Source organism: Mycobacterium sp. ST-F2, assembly GCF_001905655.1.
GTDB lineage: Bacteria > Actinomycetota > Actinomycetes > Mycobacteriales > Mycobacteriaceae > Mycobacterium.
Map to the genome: position 1 here is coordinate 1 of NZ_JMHT01000009.1, position 21344 is coordinate 21344.

A 21344-nucleotide genomic window follows, 5' to 3' on the forward strand; every position below is an offset into this window, starting at 1 on the left:
CCATGCTGGGCAAGCCAACTCAGATGTCACCTATTCGTGCAGCAGACCCTACAGCCACGGGTGCTCGTGAGCAGTGCCCAGCAGAAACAAGCCGCCGAAGACCGCGGCCACGCCGACTGCGGGGCGCCTCCCCGATGCACGTGCCACGGCACCAAGGCCGTTGCCGCCGTTGGCAATCGCGACCGACGAGGATGCTCCGCCGAAGATCGCCATCAGGCCCCAGATCGGTAGCCAAAGCCCGCAGGACAGGAGGGTCAGAATGGCGTGCAGCGCGTGGTTGGGTCCACCGCCGGCTGATACTGCGACGGCGACCGCAGGCGCCGGGGCGGCGGGCGCGGTGGGGACGAAGTGTTCCGTCCAGCGTCGGCCGTCGTGGTAGCGCTGGCCATGTTGGCCGCCGGGGTCCGGGTACCAACCCGGCGCGGGGGTCGGATAGTTGTGCTTCGGCATGTCGGTTCCTCTCGGCGCATTTCAAGCAGCCGAACAGAATGACACCGACCACCGACAACTGGCACCGCCGGACGCGGGCCTCGGCGAGCTGGACGATCTCGGAGTGCGGATCGCCGTGGCGGCCCGGCGGCAGACCTAACCGCGCGGGGCGCATGCGGACAGTTTGGCCCTGATCGGCACGACGCGAGGCAATCTCGGAGCGGCGACGTCGCGGACCGAGCACAATCGGATCAGTCCCGTAGCAGCCACCCTGGTCCGTGCGGCATTGCGAAGGCGCAGATGGCCGGCGCTGTTCGAAACAACCGGTCCGCCAACTCTGCATCAGCGACCCGAGCTCGATAGCCGAACATGACATGCGTCGGCATTTTCGACCACACACTCCCTCAATTTGTATGTACCATGTACATACGAACTGACGGAGGTTCTCATGCCCAGGATCGATATCGCCACCGCGAAAACCACGCGCGACCAGCGGTTGAACGTCCGAGTCAGCGCGCGCCAGCAGCAGTTGATCAGGCAGGCCGCAGAGGCCAGCGACACCACCGTCACCGACTTCATCCTTGCCAGTGCCCTCGACCGCGCGGAGCGGGTACTCGCCGACCGCCGATGGTTCGTCGCCGACGATCACCAGTGGGCCGAATTTGAAGCGCTACTGGACGCTCCGCTGCAGCCGATGCCAAAACTGCGACGGCTGCTGATGCGCGAAAATCCATTCGCGACGAGCGAGTGACCGACGCTCGTTGACCAGCGAACACAAGCCAGCTCCGCCCGAGAAACTTGCCAAGCACCACGACCGGACCCACTTCTCCTCCGGTGCAACAGAACTCGATGACTGGCTCCGAAAGTACAGCTGGCAGAATCAGCGCGCCAACAACGCAACCACCTACATCACTGCGCACCAAGGACGAGTCGTCGGCTACTACGCCATCACGGTCGCGGGATACGAGCGCGACTCCGCTCCCCCGGCAATCGCCAAGACCGCACCAGCAACCGTCCCGTGCTACCTGTTGGCCCGGCTAGCGGTCGACCAGCAATGGCACGGCCGCGGGCTCGGATGGGGGCTACTGCGGGATGCGATGCTCCGAGTGCTGATGTTGTCACAGTCAGTGGCAGCACCGGCATTGCTGGTTCATGCTCGCGACGACGCGGCCCGCGAGTTCTACCTGCACCACGCGGAATTCGTACAGTCCCCAGTGGACCCGCTGCATCTGCTCATTCCGATGAAGGCGATCGCAGCGGCAGTGCTGGACGACGGGTCACGGTGAGGGGTGAGGGGTGACCGACGAATCGCCCGTCACCCCGGCAACAGCGACGCCACCACTCCGCAGAGGTGCTCAACCTCAGCGGTGGACGGTTGCAACTCGAACGCGTGCACATGGCAGGCCACGCTGAGCCGGCTCCATGCGATCGCCGCACGATCCGCAGCATCCTGAGTGTCCAAGGCGCGCAGCACAACCAGTTGGCTCCGCGTTGTCGCCCTCGATGCCGGCGCATCCAGATTCGCGCACCGCTGTTCGATGATCTCCTCGAGAGCCTGCCGGGCCAGGAACGCCGCCATGCGCGCCGATAGCCCGTCTGCCCTGGAACCTTTCAAGACTGTCTGCGCCTGGGCGAGGAGTTCAACTGCGCTCATTGCTCCGCCAGCACATCTTTGACGGTGCGCCGCAAATCGCTGACGTCGACGTCGGAAACACCGCGAACACCGTGCGCACCGGCATTGCCGACTTCGACCGCATGCTTGCGATGCGGCTTCGCCTTGAGCCAATTCGACAAGTCTGCTGCCGGGTCACCAAGGATGGCCAATGCCAGCCGTGTCTTCGTCGACTTCGCCGACGCCCATTTCGCCTCTGCCTCAACGCGCGACTCCCCCGCGATCGACTGCTTTGCGTAATGCACCTGCGACGCAACCGATTCGAGAGCCATGCGGAACAGGCTCGGCGCGATGCGGTCCTTGACTGCCGGCGCCAGCTTCTCGTCTTTGATCATCGCGTGCGCATCGCTGACGAGGCGGCTGGCCGGGTCGACATTGGGGCGCATCGTCACCTTCGACCCCGACTCGCGGATGACTTCGATCAGGCGGGCGTTGACCCCGGTCTGCCGCACGACCGATGCCAGCCGGTCGTCGTGCGAGAACACGACCACCTGGTGGGTCTGGGCGATGTCGGTGAGGATACGAACGAAGCCGTCGATCTTCGCCGGATCCATCGCCTGAATCGGGTCATCGAGCACCACGAAACGAAACGGACTCTTGACCGATGTCGCGCGCGGCAGGAACAGCGCCAGGGCGACGGCGTTCTGCTCGCCCTGACTCATCACCGACAGTGCCTGCGTGTCATGGCCATCGACGGATCCGCCAAGAACCGCCTTGCGTTTCGTGGCGGTACCGGTCAGTGTGATCTCGGCGAGGTCGACGTTGCTCTCCTGCCGCAGCTGGCTCCAGATCTGGCGCGCTTGGGCGGCAATGGGTTTCAGCCTCAGGTTCCGAAATTTGGTGCCGTTGTCGGTGACCCATTTCTTGGCCGCGGTGAGCGCTTTGAGCTGGTCGTCGGATTCGCGGGCATGTCGTTCGTTGGGCACCCAGGCCGCGATCTGTTCCGCTACAGGCGCCCAGACATCCTCGCGCCGGGACAGCTCCGCGGCGGCCTGCACGCGTAATACGTCCGCGGCACCGACTGCGTCGACAAGCACCGATTCCACATGATCGGCGAGTTCCAGGTCGTCGGTCGGCACCTCGCCGGCCTTGAGGGCGGCCTTGTTGTAGCTCTCGAGGCCGGCCAACTCGATGCCGGGAACAGCGGCTGCCTGCAGAAAACCGCCAACCACGCCGGCCGCAGTCTGGCGCGCTGCCGTCAGTTTTGCTGTTGCAGAACGGTATTCCGCCAGTGCGGTTTCAGCGTCGGCGACAGCGCTCCGGGTCCGTGCCACCCAATCAGCATCGAGCTGACCGCCGCCACAGACCGGACAACCCGTGTCGCCGGCATGCTCGTGAAAGTCCAGTGCTGCGTGCAGCACCCCGACGCGTTTGTCCACTAACGCCGCAGCAGCCACGGCCACCCGCTGTAGATCACCGACAGCGATCCGCAGCTGCGATGCCGCCGACGCGATCTCGTCGATGGACGGGACCGTGAACTGCGACAAGTCTCGCAGTGCGGCAACCACATTCACCTCAGGCGAGCCGACGCCCTTAATGATCGCGACAACATCGTCCAGGGGCGGCGGCCGTTTCCGCAACAGCGTAACCATGCGTTCGGCGCGTTCATCGGTGATGTCCCCCAGGGCCGCGATCAATTGCCGCCGCTCGCTGTCGGCGGCGTCGCGGGATTCCCTGGCCACCTTGAGATCAGCGGCGAGCTTCTTCTCCACCGCGGTCAGTACATCCAGCCCGAGCAGTTTGGCCAGCGCGTCATACAGAACCGATGGACCTCCGTCGAACAGCCTGCCGAGTTCTTCGTAGGACAGCACCGGTCGATACAGCTCCAGCGGGTTCGTCCAGCCGAGTTCGTCGATGCCCTTGGTGCGCTCGTTGCCGCCCGACTGCGTCCACAGATCGCGGTCGTCGAGTTGAGCTTCATCGGCCCAATCCACGCCGACGGTGACCGGGCCGATACCTTCACGGGTGAATTCGACGCGCACCGCACAGGGATTGGGCTTGTGCAGGTTGCGCCAGGACTCCGACCACAGCGACTGCCGCTCCCGCCACCGGTAGCTGGTCCCGGTGAGTGCCAGTTCCAGCGCTTCGGCGAAGCTCGACTTGCCGGAGCCGTTGCGGCCACTCACCACGGTCAGTCCCGGAGCGGGATGCAGATCGAGCTTGGCCGTCGATCCGATGCCCCGGAAACCAGACACCTTGATGTTGCTGAGAAAGGTAGGTGACCAATCGGTACCGGCGGTGCCACTGCCCTGGTCGACGACGGACTCGAGAGCATCCAGCACGACCGCCTTGGCTGCTTTGTCGAGCTTCTCGTCGTCGTCCAGAAGCCGGAAGATGACATCCTGAACCGATTCCTCACTGCCGGCCAAGGTGTCGTGTGATGTCTGCTCCACACGGAGATTGAACTACGGGCCACCGACAGTCAGAAGCACTTTGGTATAGCCGGCGTGTACTCAGGTGGATGGAGGCGGCGCCTGGACGTAATTCTCCAGCCGCACAGTGGATTCCCCCGACCACCGGTACGCGGTCAGCGCGCTGCCCTTGACGGCGCTGAAGTCGACGCAGGCCGTGCGGTCGGTCCAATCCGCACCGTGCTCGGGTGTGCCCGTTCGCCAGTAGTGGCCGTACACCACCGGCACGTCGCCGCGGTAGACGTGGTCGGCGCAGGCGACCTGCAGCGCCGGCAGCTCCGGGTACGGCACGCCGTCCTGAGTCGTGAAAGTGCTTGATATTTCGGCAAGCTCACGCAGGGTCGAACCCGAACCGGTACTCCACCACCGCAGCCGCGCCTGGTCGCGGGCGTGCCCGTCTTTGTCCAGGTAGGGCAGCTGCCCGTGGTCGCTCAGGCTCAACTCGGGCCCCTTGATGAGTGTCTCGACCGCCTCATACAGTGGATGCTCCTTGGTCGACGCCGCCAAGAACTGCGTGTCCGCGGAGAATATATTCGAACCCAGTTCCTGCTCAACGACTTTCATCGACGGTTCGTGCCAGCAGGCATGCACCACTCGAAGTCCGCCCAGGTCCAGCCACAGCGGGATGGTGCGGAACCAGTCGAGGTAATACTGCTGCTGGTCGGCGGTCAGTTGCTCGAGGAACGCCCTGTGCTGGCGGGTGTTCTTGTCCGAGTGGCGGCGCAGATAGTCGCCGTCTGGGCGTGGGATGCCGTAGCAGATCGCGTTGAACTCATGATTGCCCATGGTGATCTGCGCGCTGCCGGCGTCGACCATGGCCTTGACGGTGTCCAGCACCTGCAGCTGCTGGGGTCCGCGGTCGACGAGGTCCCCGACGAACACCGCTTGCCGGCTCGGGTGTCTATAGGCGCCGCCCGTGTGGCGATAGCCCATGGCATCGAGCAGCGACTCCAGCGGATCGGCGCAGCCGTGGATGTCGCCGATGACGTCGTAACCAGGCATGGGCTGATCATCGCACCTCAAGTACGTGTGTTCCCGTTACCGGCGGGGTGGAGAAACGCCCGGACCACTGGCTGGGTGTCGGGGCACATATTGAACGATGCCGCGGCGACGATGATGCCGGTCTCGTAGTCGGAGTATCCACCGCGCGAGACGAAGTTCAGCGCCGCGGGCACCCCGGCACCCGACCGCATCAATCGGCAGGCGAGCTTGCCCTGGTCGATGACGTCGGTAATCGACGAGTAGAAGACACCGTTGCTGTCGAGGTCGGCGACGAATTCGTACTGGTCGGCATGGGCAGGCGCCGCGACGACGAGCCCAACGAATGCCATGAATCCGGCGAGGCACAGTGCGCGAACACGATGGGAGTAGGTGGTCATCGGGGTCTCCGTCCATCTGAGAACGCCCGCTTTGTGCGAGCCCTACAGAATGGCAGGAGATACCGACATTGCTACGCGACCTTGGCCGCGAGAGATGCTGCTGCAGAACGATGTAGTCCGAACGGCGTACATTGCCGATACCCGCCACACCATGTCGGTGGATGGCCGTAACCTGCCCTGAGGATCAAGGGGAGGTACCTAACGTGCTGGACGTCGACATCCGGGCGTTCTTCGGCCCGATAGAGAATCAAGTGCTCCACCAACGACGACGCCTCGCGCTCGCGGCGCATCGGCGGTGGTCCGGGGCCGACGACAATCCTCATCAAGGCCCCGTCCAATGAGCACCGACCCACCCGTCACCGACGCCCACGCCCACGCCTGGACACAAGCAGGTGTCGATCCGGCCGACATCGAGGATTTCATCGAACTCGGCCTGACGCCCGCGGAAGCGGCGCCATACGCGCAGAAGGGGGTCCGTCCGTATCAGATCACCCGCACCGACACCGGGTACGCAGTCGAACTCGAACTCTGGCAGGAAGATCCAGTCGATCAGCTGTCGAAGGTGATTGAGCCAGGGCGCATCGGCCTCAGCTTGTGGGAAGAACCCTCGTGGGGCGACGAGCCTCTAGAGAGTGACGTGGTCATGACCTGGGACGGCGAGCACACGATCGATTGGTCTGTAGTCAGCGGCTCAGGGCTCGGGATGGCTTCAAGTGTGTCGTTCTGCGGCATCGCAGGATGGCCGAACGGCCAAGACGTGCATCTCAGCTACTACTCCGGCGATGTCGGCGTCCGGGGAGCTGCCACGCTCATCGGCGCCGCACCCACATCCGGTGGCGCTAACGTCACGAACGACCCCCAAAGGTGGGTCGACCTGGCCCAGAAATTGGTTTGGCTGGCGGGAGAATTCGATGATTCAAGCGGAGAAAGCAGTGACTACGCGGCCGAGTACTACCGCCCGGCAGACGAGTGGTGGGGAGAGTTCGACGATTTGTTCCACCTCTTCCTAGGAAGCGCCAGCCCCGACGGGTCGCTGCCTTCTTTCGACAGCTGGCTCGACGATGCACTCGAGTCGGGCACGTACCGACCGGGGGACGGGACAAGTTGAGGGCACCAATGCAGACTTATGCCGAGTTTGAATGGACTTCGGCAGCGGACCTGGCGGAGCTCGCCCACGACGGCGAACCAGACGAGCCGTGGCGCTTCTACCGGGCTACTGCAGTGCACTTCGCCGAGGGCAAGGTTCTTCCTTCACCAGACGGCGACGGCGACGATCCGCCGTTCGGACCACTTCACGTGATTAGCGCGGTCCAACCGGATGCCGACCCCGAAGACACCGACAGCGCCAATCGACTGGGCATCCTCGATCACGAACTCGCCGAACGTGGCATTAGTACGGTTCCTGTTGTCGGTACCGCGTTCGATGGAAGTCACGCCGAGAACAGCAGGGCTGTGTTCGGGCTCACCGACGACATGGCCCGCGCCATCGGGTTGCAGTTTGGCCAGGTGGCGATCTTCAGCTGGCAGGGGCCATGGTGGTCAGTGCTTGCGTGCGCGACTGATCGGGTCGACCGACACCCATGGCGGTGGGAACCCAAGAGATGAGGACGCCCGCCAGGGACCGCTTCTGTCGCAGGTGTACTCACAAGGGGATCTCAGTTCGCGCCCTTCTGCAACTTCCGACACCGACCTCAATTGCTGTGGGTCAGACAGGAGCGAGATCGGAATGACTGACGATTACCCAAAAGTTTTTCAACTCAAGGCGGCACAACGGACTTCGGACGCAGCCAATACACGACCGGTCGGCACGCAAGCGAAAAGGACTACTCCGTGAGCGATTTCGGAATGACAGTGATCGACGACCTACGGCAATCACCCATGATCGAGGACGAGTGGGTTGTCCGGAGTGACCGCGGATTCACCTGGTGGTCAGGCGATTTAGCTCAACACTTCGCGCTTGGTGAAGTACGATCAACGCCTTCCGGGAACGAGTGCACCTTACGAGTGTGGACCGACGTCGTTACCGGTGTCGACCCCGATACCAATCCCGAGCCATTGCTTGCGCGGGTGAACATGCGGGAGCTCGCCATGAATGCGTTTATCTGGGATCGAGAAGCGGCCACTATCAGGGTCTACTGCTCGATGTCGATTCACGAGGGCAACACAGGCTTCGCCGCAAGGCTGATTGGATTTCCGACCGTGCTGCAGAGCTATATGGCTCACGCCTTGGCTGACCGCTTGGCTCACCAATGCCGTGGGTCCCGAGCATTGTCGTCCAATCCAAGCACTGGAGCTCATGGGGATCCGAACGAGCTCCGGGCGTTCGCCGGCATGGTTATCAGTGAAGGCGAAGCTCCGTCGGTGTTTTCGAATCCAAAGCCCGATGCGATGCCTGGCGAGCCACTGGGGTCGTGGATGAGCAGATTGCCGGCTTTTGCCGATCGACTCCACTGTCGTGGCAGTGGCAACGACATCGCATTCAGTGCAGAAGTGCCATTCGCGGCGTCCGGGCCGGCCGGGTGCGTCGAGGTTTTTACACACCAACCCCATCCGGTGTTCGGTAATGGCGTGTGGTTCGTCCTGCAACTGCCGTTGGCTCCCGGGGTCGACAATGCGTTCATCATGGCAAATACACTCAACGCGCAGGAATTCGACTGGGTGCCACCGGGACTCGCGGCGCTCGGCGCGTGGTCACCGGACTTTCTCGAGGCCGACATGAACGGATTAGCGTTCTCAACGTTCGTCCCGAATAAGCTCGCCGGATCAGGGATGCTGGAGAACCTCTTCACCTACGCAGCTCTCCGCGCACGGTTCGCGGCCGACGTCCTCACGCCTTAGTTGACTTGTCCTACCTGACTACACCTATCGCCCGCGCAGCACACGAGGAGAACGCATGGCGGAACGGCTGCTGACCCCGTCAAAAGTCACGGCATGGCTTGATTGCGCTCACTACCTGTCGTTGCAGAACCAGGTCGATGACGGCACGCTCGCGAAACCTAATCAACCGTTCGGGTCGTTCGCACAGTTGTTGGCGGACAAAGGGAAACAGCACGAGGCAGATTGCCTCGCAGATTACGACCGGCAACAGAAGTCGATCGACGAAGTACCAGCCATTTGGGAAGGAGAGAAATTCGCCAGCTGGGTACAACGCGTCGGTAACCCAATGGCCAACGGGAGCGACGTGATCTACCAGATGCCGTTCGTACATGACGGCATCCGAGGCATCGCGGACTTCCTTATCCGCGTGCAGGACCCGGAGAATGGTGTGGTCTCTTATGAGCCGGTGGACGCCAAGCTGGCGCGCAAGGAGGCCAAACCCGGGCATCTCCTGCAGCTGTGTTTCTACGCGGATGCTGTCGAAGCGTTGACCGGGGTGCGACCAGCGCGCATACACATCTGGCTGGGATCGGGGGCCGTGGAGTCCTACCGGGTCGATGAATTCAGTGCCTACTGGCGCCGGCTGCGCGTCCAATTGCGCACTGCACTCGCAGCGGGCCCCGCCGCCAGCACGGCACCGGCCCGATGCACCCATTGCCAATTCTGCGAGTTCAGCGATGTCTGCGAAAATCAATGGAGAGAAGAGGATTCGCTGATTTACGTGGCCGGGATCCGCGCAAACGACATCGAGTCGTTGACCGCCGCAGGCGTCACCACCCTGACGGCGCTCCCCCAGACCACCGGACCGATTACCGGCGTAAGGCCGCTTAGGCTGACCCGCCTAGCCAGTCAGGCCGCGTTGCAGCTACAGGCCCAGCCCGAGGAGCGCCCGCCATTCACCGCAATCGAGCCGGTCGATGAGACCGATTGGGGCCGAGGACTCGAGAAACTCCCCCACCCCGACGACGGGGATGTATTTCTGGACTTCGAGGGCCACCCGTTCTGGCGTGCCGACACCGGTCTGTTCTTCCTGTTCGGGCTGATCGAGCGCACGGTGAGCGGAACCTGGGACTATCGGGAATGGTGGGCACACAATCCCGAGCAGGAAGCTGAGGCCACTGCCGCCCTCATCGATCATCTGGCTGCCAGGCGGGTGACGCATCCGGGGATGCACGTCTACCACTACAACCACACCGAACGCAGCTCCCTCGAGGCATTGGTCGCCACCCACCGGGTGCGGGAAGCTGTCCTGGCCGAACTGGTCGGACAAGGGGTGTTCGTGGACCTCTACCCCCTGACGCGCAACAGCTTCCAAGTAGGAACGGAAAGCTACGGACTGAAGTCGCTGGAACGACTAACAGATTTCGAACGCAGCCACGAAATCGACAAGGGCGCCGGCGCCGTGGTTCAGTACGAAAAGTACATGACAGAAGGCGACGCCAGCCTGCTGACCGACATCGCCCGGTACAACGAGGACGATGTCCGGGCCACCATGGCGCTACGGGACTGGCTGATCGCGCGCCGTCCCCGGAACCTTGAATGGTTCGTCCCCGAACCGGAACCAGAGGGCTACACCCCCAGTGAGCTCATCGTCCGATTGCACGAATTCGACTCGAACAGTGTGGAATACCTGCTGGGAGACCTGCTGGGCTACTGGAGCCGCGAATGGTGGGCGTACTACGCACCTAAGCGGATCAAACTCCAATCAGACCCCGAGGACGTGCTCGACGACGCAGCTGTCATCACCGCCCTTCAGTACACCGGCCTGGTCGAGCGGACCGGCACCAAGGGACGAAAGGTCTTGCCATCTCTGGGGTTCACCTTCCCGCCGCAGGCGCTCGATGATTTCCCGACGGAGGGCGACCGAGACAGAGACGTCCACACCATCAACGCCGAGGGCCAGCGCTTCGACCTCAAAATCGCCCGACTCGACCGAGACGCCGGTTTTCTCGAGCTGGTACAGAGCAAGAAGGCCGCCGAGGACGGCCATGTGCCTAGCGCAGCTGTGCTCCACGAATGGGTCTCGCAGCGCGCCAAAACGGACACGCTAGAGGATTACGCGACCGGCTGGCTGGACGGGAACAGGCCCGCGACAGCGACCGCGGCGCTACTGCGCCGAGACCTGCCTCAGTTTCGCGACAACGGCGGACCAGTCGGCGGTGTGTTCACCGATGACATCGACGACATGTGCCGCTGGGTCACTCAGTTGGACACCGCAGTAGTAGGCATCCAGGGTCCGCCTGGGGCCGGAAAGACCTACAGTGCAACGCATCTGATCTACACCCTGATCACGGCAGGCCAGAGGGTCGGTATCACCGCGACCAGTCACCACGCGATCATCAACGTGCTGCGCGGCGTGGTCGCCGTCTTCGCGGAGAAGAACCAACTGGAGTTGCTGCGCGGGGTGTATAAGCCGGCGTCCGGAAGTAATCCCGTGCTGCCCGGGATCGATGTGGTCGACAAGAATCCCGCCTGTGCAGACCCGGAATACAATCTGGTGGCCGGCACGACGTGGTTGTTTGCCTCATCGGCGATGCAAGCCGCGCCGCCGGTTGACGTACTTCTGGTTGATGAGGCCGGGCAGATGTCGTTGGCCGATGCGGCCGTAGCGTCCACCGGGGCTCGCAACGTGATCCTGCTGGGTGACCCGCTGCAACTGCCCCAGGTGGCCCAAGCTAGCCATCCAGGGCACAGCGGCCTGAGTGTCCTCGATTACCTCCTAGGTGAGGCAACCACCATGCCCTCGGAGCGAGGGGTGTTCCTGTCGACGACCTACCGCATGCATCCCGATGTGTGCCAGTTCATTTCGGCGCAGATCTATCAAGGCCGCCTCGCAAGCGCAGACTCCTGTGTCCAGCAAAACACCGCGGCAGGTACGGGCTTGCGGTGGCTGCGCGCCGAGCACACCGGCCGCTCTACCTTTTCACCCGAAGAAGCCGATCTGGTCGCCAGCCAGATCAGCGCACTCATCGGAACTTCGTGGACGAATCAGCACGGCGCGCAAAACCCTTTGACGACATCAGATTTCATGGTCGTTGTCCCGTACAACGACCAGGTCCGCACCGTCGAGCAACGGCTTGCCGCCGAGCCCGCGCTGAACGGAGTGCGGGTCGGTACCGTCGACAAGTTCCAGGGCGGCGAAGCCGCGGTGGTGCTGTTCAGCATGACTGCCTCCAGCCGCGACAACATCAACCGTGGAGTGGACTTCCTGTTCTCCCGCCACAGGTTGAATGTCGCAGTAAGCCGAGCCCGCTGCCTGGCCTACCTCATCTGCACCGAGGAACTCCTCAACGCCCGCGCCCGGGATGTCGACGAGATGCGGTTGATCGGAACGGTGGCGGCGTACGTGGAAGCAACGACTCCCTAAATCGCTATTTCGGCGCCGGTTTCGTGTCCGGATGTTGCCGGCCCAATGCCTGATGTCGTGGGATCGCCGAGGAGTCTACTTCGACTCTAGAATCCCACTCCTCGAACACGCGGCTGGAATCCCAGGTGCATCTGTACCGAGATCAAACAAACATGACTCAAACCTGGTGGACTCAGCGATGGTGCTCGGTGCACCCATCTCGGCTCACCTCAAATTTGCGCAAGCAGCCACAAGTTCGCGTAGCTCGGCAAACTTCAGTGGTCGCAGGTGTGCGAGTTCGTTGCGAGCATGGTATAGACGGCGAGCGGCCGCGCGGAGGTTGAAATCAGCCTCGCCCAAGCGGATTTCGATTATGCGCTTGAGCGGTCCTATCTCGACGAGACTGGCATCGGTCAACGGCGGGTCGAACAAATCCTGCAGTGCAGCCTGGAATCGATGGTCACCGAGGTGCAACGAGGTTCTACATTGGACCACTTCGCGGTGCTGCTCGATCCAAGGCAGGATGATGCGGGCCTGTGCAGCCCATACGAGTCGGGAGAGTCGGCCTGAAGCTGCCGTCGTATTCATCGCTGATTCTGAATGCAGGTCATGCCAACCATCGATATGGCCACGGTCCCACAGGTCGAGGACTGCAACACCCGGCTGGGCGCCACAACGATCCGTCGCCAATGCACTGGCCACTTGCCCTTCAGCTTCGTCGAAGTGTCCGCGAAGGTCCTCTGGGTCCCCTGACCATTCTCGTGCCAGCGTCTCGGCGAGGTTCAGATCCCAACGGGCTACCTCGACGATTGTCTCGGCGCGCACGTCTGACAGCACACGTCCCTCCGCGCGTAGAGTGTGGTCAATGGCGCTGATGTGGGCGGCGACGTCCCAACGCGCGATCCGGTTCCACCACCAGACTGCCGCCAGCGACACGTCCGTGCTTTCGCCACCAGCGAAATACGGCAGATGCTGTCGCCCACCGATTACTGCAAACGTGACGCGTTGTTCTCCGGGTATCGACTTAGTTTCACGTTCCAACCTCCGCAAAACGTTCGGCAACTCGGCCTGCTGACTTTGAGTCAACTCATTAGCCACTACAAGCGCAACTGAACCCGCAACCTCATGGTGGCACAACAGTTCCGGGATGGTAGCGGGCGGATCATCAAAGACCAGTGCACGGCTAAGTACCTCCAACAGCGAATCGGAGCCCGGCTCAGAATAAATACGCCGAATCGCAGTGGTACGGGGCGCCTCGTCGTACAGCGCGACTGCCAACGCGTCGGTGACCACACTGTCGGTGGCCAGCCTCTCGGGCAGCACAATCGATACATGGCGATGCCGGTTGAGCTCGAGCACAGCGTCTGCGATGAGCGTGCGCGGCCCAGGCAGAGCCCAGATCCGTTCGTCCATCATCACTCGTTGTGCAATGCGACAGCCGCCGCGAGAACAACAGCGTCCAACGCCCAGCTATCGCCCTCGCTGGTGACGACATCCAACGACTCGAGGCTACGCAGCAGTTGCGTACCGTCCAGATCCATAGCCTCGGAAACGTCATCACCGCACACTGGAAGCTGTACGACACCGTCCGGGCCAGAGGTGACGAACCAGGTAACCCACGCCTCGCACACATCTTTGGCAATACCACAATCGATGAGCAGTTGCCTCGCCCCCTCGACAGTCCGAAGCCTGGTCTCGAGTCGGTCGAGCGCATCATCCTGGGACAGGCCCCTACTGATGTCGGCCATGACTTCCTCAATCAGCTTCGGCCAACCCGACGTGACCCGGTGTAGCCGGGTTCGCGCCTCAGGACCCTCGAATGGCGAACCGTACCAGGCGCGTAGGCCGGCAATCGACCAACGACGCAACGCCAATACCGGAACACTCAGCGCGCCACGGCTTTCTAGAAAAGCACTCCCTAACACGATAGTAGCGGTGACGTGACGCTTCTGGGATAGTTCACGACACAGCCGAGCCAGGTCCCCTCCCTTTCGCTGGCCGCTGAGATCGACGATGACGTGCGTGCGTTTCCGTCCCGTCCCAATTTGCTTGAGTTCACTCGCTTGTGCGTTCTGCACCGTCACCACGTCGATCCAGTTGGCTTGGGCGAACTGCTCGAGAACGCGCGTCACCCGGTCAATACCCAACGCGTCGCTACCGAACACCACCTGAACGCGCGCGTCAGCGTTGAGCAATGACGCCAACTCTTGATCGGTGAGCGGGGAGCGCGGGGCGGCGATACCTTCTGAATCGCCAATGATCTGCCGCGCCATCGCCGGGTTGTATTCTACCGGTGGTTCGAGGTGGGCCGGCGCGTCCTGAAGTTCCTTCTCAAGGCGTTCCGGGGTCCCGAGCATCTGGATGATGTTCGGGCTGCGCAAACCCCAACGGTCCTCACGCCGATCCAGAATTCCCAGGCCCTTCATTTCGACCAAGTAGCGCTCGAATTCGTTGCGGCTCAATTCATTTGGGTTGAATCCGGCCGGCCACCAGGTCTCACATTCCTCCCGTACGTCGTCGACAGAGAAGGTCGCACCAGGTTCGGAATCCAAGCTGTTGAGCGCGACGACCAACGCGATTACGCGGTAGCGGCTGTCCAGGTTGATCGTCCACCGGAACCGCTGGGCGATGAGTTCACGGACCTTAGGGTTCGCGCACACATCGCGAATGTCGTTCGCGGTGACTGCAATACGCCCTCCGGCCTCCGGGATTTGACGGTTCTGCAGGTGCTTGACAAGCGCTTCACACACGATCTGCACGAGGCTGGCCTGGTAGTTGGTGATCAGCAGCAGCCGCCACACCGATTCGGGGCTATCAAAGCGATATCCCAATGCCGTCATCGGATCAACAACCAGGTCGTACGCGTCGCTGTTCTTTAGCGGGCCGATTAAGATGTCATCGCCGCCGTGTGCCACTGGGGTATTGGATGTGTCGTGGAAGCGCTGGACCTGGTGCAGACCCGCGAACACGACTTTGAATCGGCGGTCCGAGAGTTCCATTAGGCCCTTGAGCGCCTGCAGTACTGGGAATCCACCGCGGTCGCGCCGATCGCCCCAGTTGGCATCCGCGGTCAGGAAGTAGTCTGCTTCGTCGAGCAGTACCAACAACCGGTTGGCAGCCTCACCTTTGAGCCACTCGCTGATGTCACTGGTGACCTCATTGACACCAACGCGGCGACCATTCTTGGAAGACACGACACCCAACTCGCGCAGACGTTCGGCCAGTAGCGGCCACAGCTTAGCCGGCTCCTGAGACTCTCCGATGCCCGCGGCCTTGAGGTCGATATAAACGGCGACTCGCCCGGTACGGGCCGTGGTGTCGTCGGGACGCGGATCGGTGTACAGCCGCTCCACCCGACGCAGCAGCGCCGACTTACCCAGCTGTCGACCGCCGTATACAAACATCGAGCCGGTCGGATTCTCGATTCGGTCCCGCTCTTCAGCGCGCCCGACAAACACCTCCTCGGGCACCTCGCCTGCAGCGTGTGGCGAATACGGGTTCACGGTGGTGAATGGCAGCGTTACCCGCTGAGTGAAGCGCCAGCCGGGTTCAGCCCGACTCGACAACCAACCGATCACCGCGTCGTCGATAACTAGGGGAGAAAATCCCTTGCCTCCTGTAGCGCGCGTCAGTGCCCGAAGATGGAGCCGCTCAGCCGGACTGAGCACGCCGAAATAGAAGAAGATATTCGGCCGCGTGGTGTTGCGCTCATCGATGAAGTCCATCAATCGACTCGATGTCACCCGATCCCAAACAAGAGTCACGTCATACGAACTCCGCGCTTGGGTACCCAATTGCGGCACGTATGAACGGTCCACTGGATTCCCGGAAACCCTGAATGTCGCATAGCCGGCGTTCTTTGTCCTCGAGATCTCCGCAGACCAGTTTTGCGAACGGGGCACCAGCCCAACCATTCTCAGAACATTCGCCAAGGACGTACGGAAATCATCACCACCACGCCGCTGCTTCTTGATCGTCATCCACGACGACAACCCGTCCCGCAGTTGACGATCTGACGGATCACCTGTGACCGACAGAGCTTGGCGGACTGCAGCGACCGCGTCGCCACCGTCGGCCTGCGCACGCGCCGCGACCTCGACAATTCTCGGGAAGAATTCGCTGAAGTCGTCGCCAGGTGGTTGCTTAGCCTCGGGAAGCTGCTGTCCGTTTTCCAGCATCGTCAGGAACTCGACGGCCAGTGTCTCATCGCCCTGGTCAAGCCGATCGAGAACTCGAGCTTTGCCATCTTCGTCACTGACGAGCGCATTCGCACGTGCCTCAAGCGAGCTGCGTTCTTTACTCAGCGCCTGTTCCGCCTCCGAGCTGATCAGCTTGAGGGATGCAATTGCGAGATCGAAACGATCGTGCGGCAGGCTGCCGCTGATCTTATCGACCCGCTCACTCAACTCGCGAGCGATCTCGTCCTGATACAGCGCCCGCAACCGAGCCGCCCCCTGCTCCGCCTCCGCGCGCGCCTGCTCAAAACGAATCCTGGCTGCCTTTACTGCTCGGAGAATCTCGTCGTCATAGCCGGCACCCTCCAGCCCGCGACCGGCAACGAATTGGCGCGCGGCCGCTATGTCACCCTTCGCCAAATAGCCCGACACGACCAAGTGCGGGTCACGCGGCTCCAGCAAAGTGAGGACTTCCGCCGGCGTCGGAGGCTGTGCCGGTCGGCCTTCCTCATCACGAGGCAGCTCAAACAGCTCCAATAGCGCCGCATCCGTAACGGACGCAACGGACGCACCAACGGGATCGACGTCGTAGTCGCGCAGCCAGTCCACGAGCGCGATCAGCGCCGCATCCCCCACAGTGTGCGCGGCGAGGCCGTGAGGCATCCCTCCGAGCGCACGGTCAAGATCCTCCGCAGACGCAATGTCTTTCAGATCGCCTGCAGACAGGATCGCTCTGCGCACCGCACACACTCGCGACAGGAGGTCGCCTGCGGTGGTTAGGCAATCGTGCAGCTGCCTCTCGACACCGGCGGTTATCGACCTCCTCAACTGTTGCGATGAGCTGACTTCGGCGTCGGCGTCATTAATCAACCGCACACGTTTGCCGTGGTCCCGGAGGTCGGCCGCGAATTGTTCGATGTTCGGCCAATCCACGCTGGATGCGCCAGACACCCCTTGGCTGGTCAAGTCTGCAACGCGGGTCAATGCCTGGCCCAGCGGCTGGCCCTCTTTGGCCAATTGATGTATCACCTTCGACCCACGCTGGAGTTTCAGTACCCGACGACGAAGCGTGTCAAGTTGCTGGGTGGCTTCCTCAGCAAATTCGGCCCACCGTGTGGTCAGCTCGTCACTGTCGGTGGCGGAGGCCGCCCGCCATCGCTGGTTTCCGCGTTGCACCGCGGTCGCGGTGGCGGTCATGATGTCCAGCATCCCCGTCGGCGCAAGATCCGCGGCGTCTAGCAGCGACTGCAGCCCGAGCGGGGCGTACCCCAGTCTCAAGCCCGCACGCAGGGCCGCTGCCAGCAACAGTCGATTTTCATTCGCGTCGAACTGTTTGATCTCCGCTTCCGACGGCAGCAATTCCGAAAGCGCCAGCTCGAGCGCATCGCGGGCACATCCTGCGGCAGCGCACGAAAGTTCAAGTAGCCGACGACGCGCAGCGGTCTCGCCTGTCGCTACCGCCAGTTGGTAGGCCAGTGCTTCTCGACCGTCAAGTAGCAGCTGACCGATTAGCGGCGGGTCGCCAGCGTCCCAGGGAAATTCATCAAATGGCGCCGACAGATTATTGACCGTTGACGTGTCCTTGCCAACCTCAGCGCCAGTGTCCGTGCAGTGCCCGGCGGTGTGCGCTCCGGCGCAGTCCTCCTGCCACTTGACGTCGACGCGAGGTATTCGTCCCTTCTCGGCGACATCGTCAGTACTCGGAAATTGCTCGGTCGGCTCCGCCTGCTGCGGCTCCGTAATCGTCGCCTCGCGACCGCTGTCCATCTTGGCAACTGAAAGACACGTCTCAGATTCCTGAGTCGACGGATCGCCGACGATGTTGCGCGGGGCGGACGAATCAATGGGATTCTTCTGGGCCGCTTGGTGTTCCGCGGGTTTCGCCTCGTCAACCGCGTCAGTTGGCTCGCCAATCATCGGCGATGCCGGCGGCATGGATTCTTCGGCGCGGGATTCCCCCTGTGCTATCGATTCGACCTCAGCTATGGAGCTGAACCCGAAGCGATCCAGGATCGCATCGACCATCTCGTCGCGGCCTTGCCCTTTGAGCATCTCGATGATCTGAAGTGCATCGACAGCGTCGTTGTACTGCTTGGTTTCACGCTCGACGAGGTCAGCTTCGACTAGCACAAGCTGTTCACGCAGAGCAGCGAGATCTGCGGATTGCGCGATCGGGACGGCCTCGGCCAACAACGATCGGACCGACTCAGACCAACTATCGGTGGTCACGGGTTCAGTGACGTTGCCGCGTTCGACAAGATCCGCCGCAGCACGCAGCTGCTCGGCCAATACGAGGCCAGCCGCCATGAGCGAGTCAACCTGTGCCATTAGGCGTTTTAGGTCCGTCATGTCCGCCGAAGGACCGTTGGCTGTGCAGCCAACAGATTCGTCCGCGCCCCCGCTGTCTGCTTCATCGTCATCACTCAACGAGTGGTCGGCGATCGTAGGTTCGATCGAATCGATTTCCTGGTCAAGATCCATCATCGTTCTCGGTGGATCATCGGTGAGCGCCAGTAATTCATCGAGCCGCCGTGCCACATCGCCGGCGACCGCGCTCTGGCTTTCGGCAAGGGCACACAGGAACGCCTTAGCGCCTGAACTGCCGATAGCGTGCGCGCTCGCCCACGCGCCGGCGGACAAATCGTCATATTCGCCGTCGTAATCGAAGGCTGACGATGGGCTCTTAATCGCGTCGACGATGGCGTTCTCCCAAAGCTGAGCCAGCGTCTGCGCGAACGGCTGAGGATTCTTCATGATCGCGGTTCGGACACCGATAACTGCGCGTGGTAAGCCCTTCTCAAGGTCCGCTTGACGAACCTTTGCGAAACCCGCCCATTTCTTGCCCAGCCCTGGAACTGCCGCCACTAAGGCAATGTCGTCACGAGTCAGCGCATTCAGCGCCGCCCTAACGCGATTCTCTGCGCCCACGTCTACACAACCCCCAACCACATCGTCGGCATAACCAAGTCACACTAACCAACCGCCATGACGCGCTCCGCGCGCCCCCGCACTGCCCATACAGCCAAATGATTTGTATCAGCGGAACTCGCGCGAACAACGCAGTTCAATTCGCGGATACTCGGAGAGGCTGAGCGGATTCTCATTCCCACATCCGGAAACTTCGCCACCCTTGTATACACCTGAGAATCATGAGTTAATCTTTCGCGCAACCGATTCGGCGACTTTCCATACCTCATCAGGATCCAGACCAGCTACAGGGACCTTGCTGGCAGGACCGGTTTCATCCAAACCTAATAGCTCAGCGAGCTCGGCAAACCCCGGATGGCCTTTAATCTCTGGGTATCGCTTCCACATACCCGATATAGCAAGTTCGCCAGAACCATTGAACACCAATTGAAATGGCGCGTAGCGAAGGGCGAACGGGTGCGGAAATATTCCACCCTTCGGCCGCATTCCAAACCACGTCAAGATATGAGTTCCGAGGCGAGGTTGCCTGGCGTTCGCTTCATAAAGGTCCAGAATCCTCGTGGCGAACGCGCGGTCGTGCGGGTCACGAATTGCATCGACAAATTGCTCTAGCGTCCACTCGTCCGGATTTCCTGTCGCCCCGTCCTTGATCAATACCCACGGCGCGCATGCGGATCGCCCCTTCTGACCGCCCGACAGCCAGTACTCAACCTGCTCGTACACTGCGTCCGCGACCGGCTCCGCCCCCACGTCGCGCCTCCGTCTAATAGCCTGAATGACGGCGTCATCTTGCGAATGCCAGACTTCGATGGTCACGTCAGCTTTCGTAAATGAATCGACTCCCGGCTCCGAGTCGAACTCGACCTCCCACTCGTACTCCATGCCGAGATCGGCCATGTTCAGACGAGAACTCGTTGCCTCAGCCAACGTTCCGACTCCATCCATTTTCGATCTCGCGTCGGTTTGTACGTGCACCGTCGATCGATGAACTATCGATCGCACCGGCCAGTCCAGTCACTTGATCAAGCAGTCGCGCAGGCGTCAACGCCAAATCAAGTGCGTGGCAATGAATCGTGATGTCTGCGTTCTGCACCGCATGAACGCTGCCGTCCTCATTGCCTTTCGCATAAATCAGATGCCCATCGCTCAACCCCAGAACCGTGCAGTACGCAAGCATCTGGTACAGGTCGGCGTTGGGAAAGCCTTCGGGCTTCTCGGCTTTGTATTTGGCGTCGATGACCGCAGTCCTCACGTCGCTCCGGCAAACCAGATCTGGTCGCATATCGACCGAACACGCCACATCAAGATGCATAGGCTCTTGCGCTCGGCAGGTCCATCCCCGCCCGCTCAGAGCTTCGCTCATCGCAGCGGTGACGAAACCCTCGAACACCCGCCACATATCAAACATGTAGCCACTGACACTCAGGTCTCCCACTTGGTGCTCGAAAGACTCAGCTGCCAAGACTATTTCAGCCAACCGCAGCGCGGAGTCGTAGCGCGCATTGAGTCGACTCTTCTGCCACCGCGGGGCTGTCTGCCCGCGTGGCGGCAGAGTCACCTCCGCGAATGTCCGCCGCAATCGTTGTAGCAGCCGCCGGGCCGATTCGCTGATCCGTGGGACAAGAAGCAACCGCATCGTGGCCATCGCGAGGATCCGATTCTCGGCGATGTCCACGGTGAAGTCGTCGTATTGCACGGCAATCGGCACCGGAAACCCATAGTGGTGGCACATCTGCTCGCCCGCCAACACTCGGCCGCGCAGCACCGGGAGCATTTCGTTGACGGTGCGATACCCATGGAGCAGCCCCTGCTCGACCGCATGAGTCGCAATACGCCCGAATGCTTCTGCGAGCGCGGGCATCAAATCGTCGGAGACGTCCAAGCTGACGAGATCATCGCGCCAGACCTGTGGATTCTGCGCGTAGCCCAGTAGGAAGATCAGCCGGTTGAGGTCAACGATTTTAGGCCGCACAATAATCTGACTATCGCCGACGCTCACTGCACCGACCTTGCGGGCTGCTACGACGTCGAACTGACCTTCCTCAAGTGTCGGCGTGATCGTGACGAAACCAAGCGCCCGCAGAGCGCGGTACTCTGCTGTCGAGAGTGCGATCACCTCAGAAGGCC

At 61.9% G+C, this 21344-nt stretch carries 16 protein-coding genes; 7 read left to right on the plus strand and 9 right to left on the minus strand.

The window, feature by feature from the left end:
- Positions 1 to 48: 48 nt before the first annotated feature.
- Positions 49 to 450, minus strand: coding sequence for a DUF2510 domain-containing protein (locus EB75_RS05305; protein ID WP_073694435.1), 402 nt, complete (start codon positions 448 to 450; stop codon positions 49 to 51).
- Between EB75_RS05305 and EB75_RS29200 the strand changes: the two genes are divergently transcribed.
- The 3 genes from EB75_RS29200 (at position 449) to EB75_RS05315 (ending at position 1715) form a co-directional block, all read left to right on the plus strand.
- On the plus strand, positions 449 to 589 hold the full coding sequence (locus tag EB75_RS29200; RefSeq protein ID WP_166428199.1) for a hypothetical protein: 141 nt from the start codon (positions 449 to 451) through the stop codon (positions 587 to 589). The two genes, EB75_RS05305 and EB75_RS29200, sit on opposite strands and share 2 nt — an antisense overlap.
- A gap of 288 nt (positions 590 to 877) precedes the next feature.
- The gene (locus tag EB75_RS05310) at positions 878 to 1180 is read left to right on the plus strand and encodes a type II toxin-antitoxin system TacA family antitoxin (protein ID WP_073694436.1); all 303 of its coding nucleotides are present in this window, start codon (positions 878 to 880) and stop codon (positions 1178 to 1180) included.
- A 10-nt stretch (positions 1181 to 1190) separates the two neighbouring features.
- On the plus strand, positions 1191 to 1715 hold the full coding sequence (locus EB75_RS05315) for a GNAT family N-acetyltransferase (protein WP_073694437.1): 525 nt from the start codon (positions 1191 to 1193) through the stop codon (positions 1713 to 1715).
- 29 nt (positions 1716 to 1744) lie between these two features.
- Here EB75_RS05315 and EB75_RS05320 read toward each other — a convergent pair whose 3' ends face one another.
- From EB75_RS05320 to EB75_RS05335, 4 genes are read right to left on the minus strand one after another with little or no spacing between them, the layout of a single operon-like run.
- Entirely contained in the window at positions 1745 to 2083 is a 339-nt protein-coding gene (locus EB75_RS05320) for a hypothetical protein (protein ID WP_073694438.1), read from the minus strand.
- A complete protein-coding gene (locus tag EB75_RS05325) occupies positions 2080 to 4494 on the minus strand; it encodes an AAA family ATPase (RefSeq protein ID WP_073694439.1) in 2415 nt (804 codons plus the stop codon). The genes EB75_RS05320 and EB75_RS05325 overlap by 4 nt, the downstream gene beginning before the upstream one ends.
- A 60-nt stretch (positions 4495 to 4554) precedes the next feature.
- Positions 4555 to 5514 (minus strand): metallophosphoesterase, encoded by a 960-nt coding sequence (locus EB75_RS05330; RefSeq protein ID WP_073694440.1) that lies wholly within the window; start codon positions 5512 to 5514, stop codon positions 4555 to 4557.
- Positions 5515 to 5531: 17 nt separating this feature from the next.
- Complete coding sequence (locus EB75_RS05335) at positions 5532 to 5891, minus strand: DUF732 domain-containing protein (RefSeq protein ID WP_073694441.1); 360 nt, start codon at positions 5889 to 5891, stop codon at positions 5532 to 5534.
- A 337-nt stretch (positions 5892 to 6228) separates the two neighbouring features.
- Here EB75_RS05335 and EB75_RS05340 point away from each other — a divergent pair, with 337 nt between their 5' ends.
- The 4 genes from EB75_RS05340 (at position 6229) to EB75_RS05355 (ending at position 12135) form a co-directional block, all read left to right on the plus strand.
- Complete coding sequence (locus EB75_RS05340) at positions 6229 to 6999, plus strand: hypothetical protein (protein ID WP_061007087.1); 771 nt, start codon at positions 6229 to 6231, stop codon at positions 6997 to 6999.
- Positions 7000 to 7007: 8 nt separating this feature from the next.
- A complete protein-coding gene (locus tag EB75_RS05345; RefSeq protein WP_073694442.1) occupies positions 7008 to 7496 on the plus strand; it encodes a DUF3293 domain-containing protein in 489 nt (162 codons plus the stop codon).
- A gap of 225 nt (positions 7497 to 7721) precedes the next feature.
- Positions 7722 to 8729 carry a hypothetical protein gene (locus EB75_RS28675; protein ID WP_142239434.1) on the plus strand — a complete coding sequence of 336 codons (1008 nt, stop codon included), beginning with the start codon at positions 7722 to 7724 and terminating at the stop codon, positions 8727 to 8729.
- Positions 8730 to 8784: 55 nt separating this feature from the next.
- On the plus strand, positions 8785 to 12135 hold the full coding sequence (locus EB75_RS05355) for a TM0106 family RecB-like putative nuclease (RefSeq protein WP_073694443.1): 3351 nt from the start codon (positions 8785 to 8787) through the stop codon (positions 12133 to 12135).
- Positions 12136 to 12339: 204 nt separating this feature from the next.
- Here the strand turns inward: EB75_RS05355 and EB75_RS05360 are convergent, their stop codons facing one another.
- The 4 genes from EB75_RS05360 to EB75_RS05375 all read right to left on the minus strand — a co-directional run bounded on the left by EB75_RS05360 (position 12340) and on the right by EB75_RS05375 (position 21333).
- Positions 12340 to 13527 carry a hypothetical protein gene (locus tag EB75_RS05360; RefSeq protein ID WP_142239435.1) on the minus strand — a complete coding sequence of 396 codons (1188 nt, stop codon included), beginning with the start codon at positions 13525 to 13527 and terminating at the stop codon, positions 12340 to 12342.
- A gap of 2 nt (positions 13528 to 13529) precedes the next feature.
- Positions 13530 to 19217 (minus strand): ATP-binding protein, encoded by a 5688-nt coding sequence (locus tag EB75_RS05365; RefSeq protein WP_142239436.1) that lies wholly within the window; start codon positions 19215 to 19217, stop codon positions 13530 to 13532.
- Between the two features lie 219 nt (positions 19218 to 19436).
- Positions 19437 to 20114: a hypothetical protein gene (locus EB75_RS29835; RefSeq protein WP_234785557.1), complete on the minus strand. Its 678-nt coding sequence runs from the start codon at positions 20112 to 20114 to the stop codon at positions 19437 to 19439.
- A 22-nt stretch (positions 20115 to 20136) separates the two neighbouring features.
- Entirely contained in the window at positions 20137 to 21333 is a 1197-nt protein-coding gene (locus EB75_RS05375) for an McrC family protein (RefSeq protein ID WP_234785558.1), read from the minus strand.
- Positions 21334 to 21344 lie beyond the last annotated feature (11 nt).

Bases quoted from the DNA above. Each gene is read 5' to 3' on its own strand.
- EB75_RS29200 (WP_166428199.1), top strand. From the start codon at position 449: ATGTCGGTTCCTCTCGGCGCATTTCAAGCAGCCGAACAGAATGACACC.
- EB75_RS05305 (WP_073694435.1), bottom strand. From the start codon at position 450: ATGCCGAAGCACAACTATCCGACCCCCGCGCCGGGTTGGTACCCGGAC.
- EB75_RS05310 (WP_073694436.1), top strand. From the start codon at position 878: ATGCCCAGGATCGATATCGCCACCGCGAAAACCACGCGCGACCAGCGG.
- EB75_RS05320 (WP_073694438.1), bottom strand. From the start codon at position 2,083: ATGAGCGCAGTTGAACTCCTCGCCCAGGCGCAGACAGTCTTGAAAGGT.
- EB75_RS05330 (WP_073694440.1), bottom strand. From the start codon at position 5,514: ATGCCTGGTTACGACGTCATCGGCGACATCCACGGCTGCGCCGATCCG.
- EB75_RS05335 (WP_073694441.1), bottom strand. From the start codon at position 5,891: ATGACCACCTACTCCCATCGTGTTCGCGCACTGTGCCTCGCCGGATTC.
- EB75_RS05340 (WP_061007087.1), top strand. From the start codon at position 6,229: ATGAGCACCGACCCACCCGTCACCGACGCCCACGCCCACGCCTGGACA.
- EB75_RS05345 (WP_073694442.1), top strand. From the start codon at position 7,008: ATGCAGACTTATGCCGAGTTTGAATGGACTTCGGCAGCGGACCTGGCG.
- EB75_RS05355 (WP_073694443.1), top strand. From the start codon at position 8,785: ATGGCGGAACGGCTGCTGACCCCGTCAAAAGTCACGGCATGGCTTGAT.
- EB75_RS05360 (WP_142239435.1), bottom strand. From the start codon at position 13,527: ATGGACGAACGGATCTGGGCTCTGCCTGGGCCGCGCACGCTCATCGCA.
- EB75_RS29835 (WP_234785557.1), bottom strand. From the start codon at position 20,114: ATGGCCGATCTCGGCATGGAGTACGAGTGGGAGGTCGAGTTCGACTCG.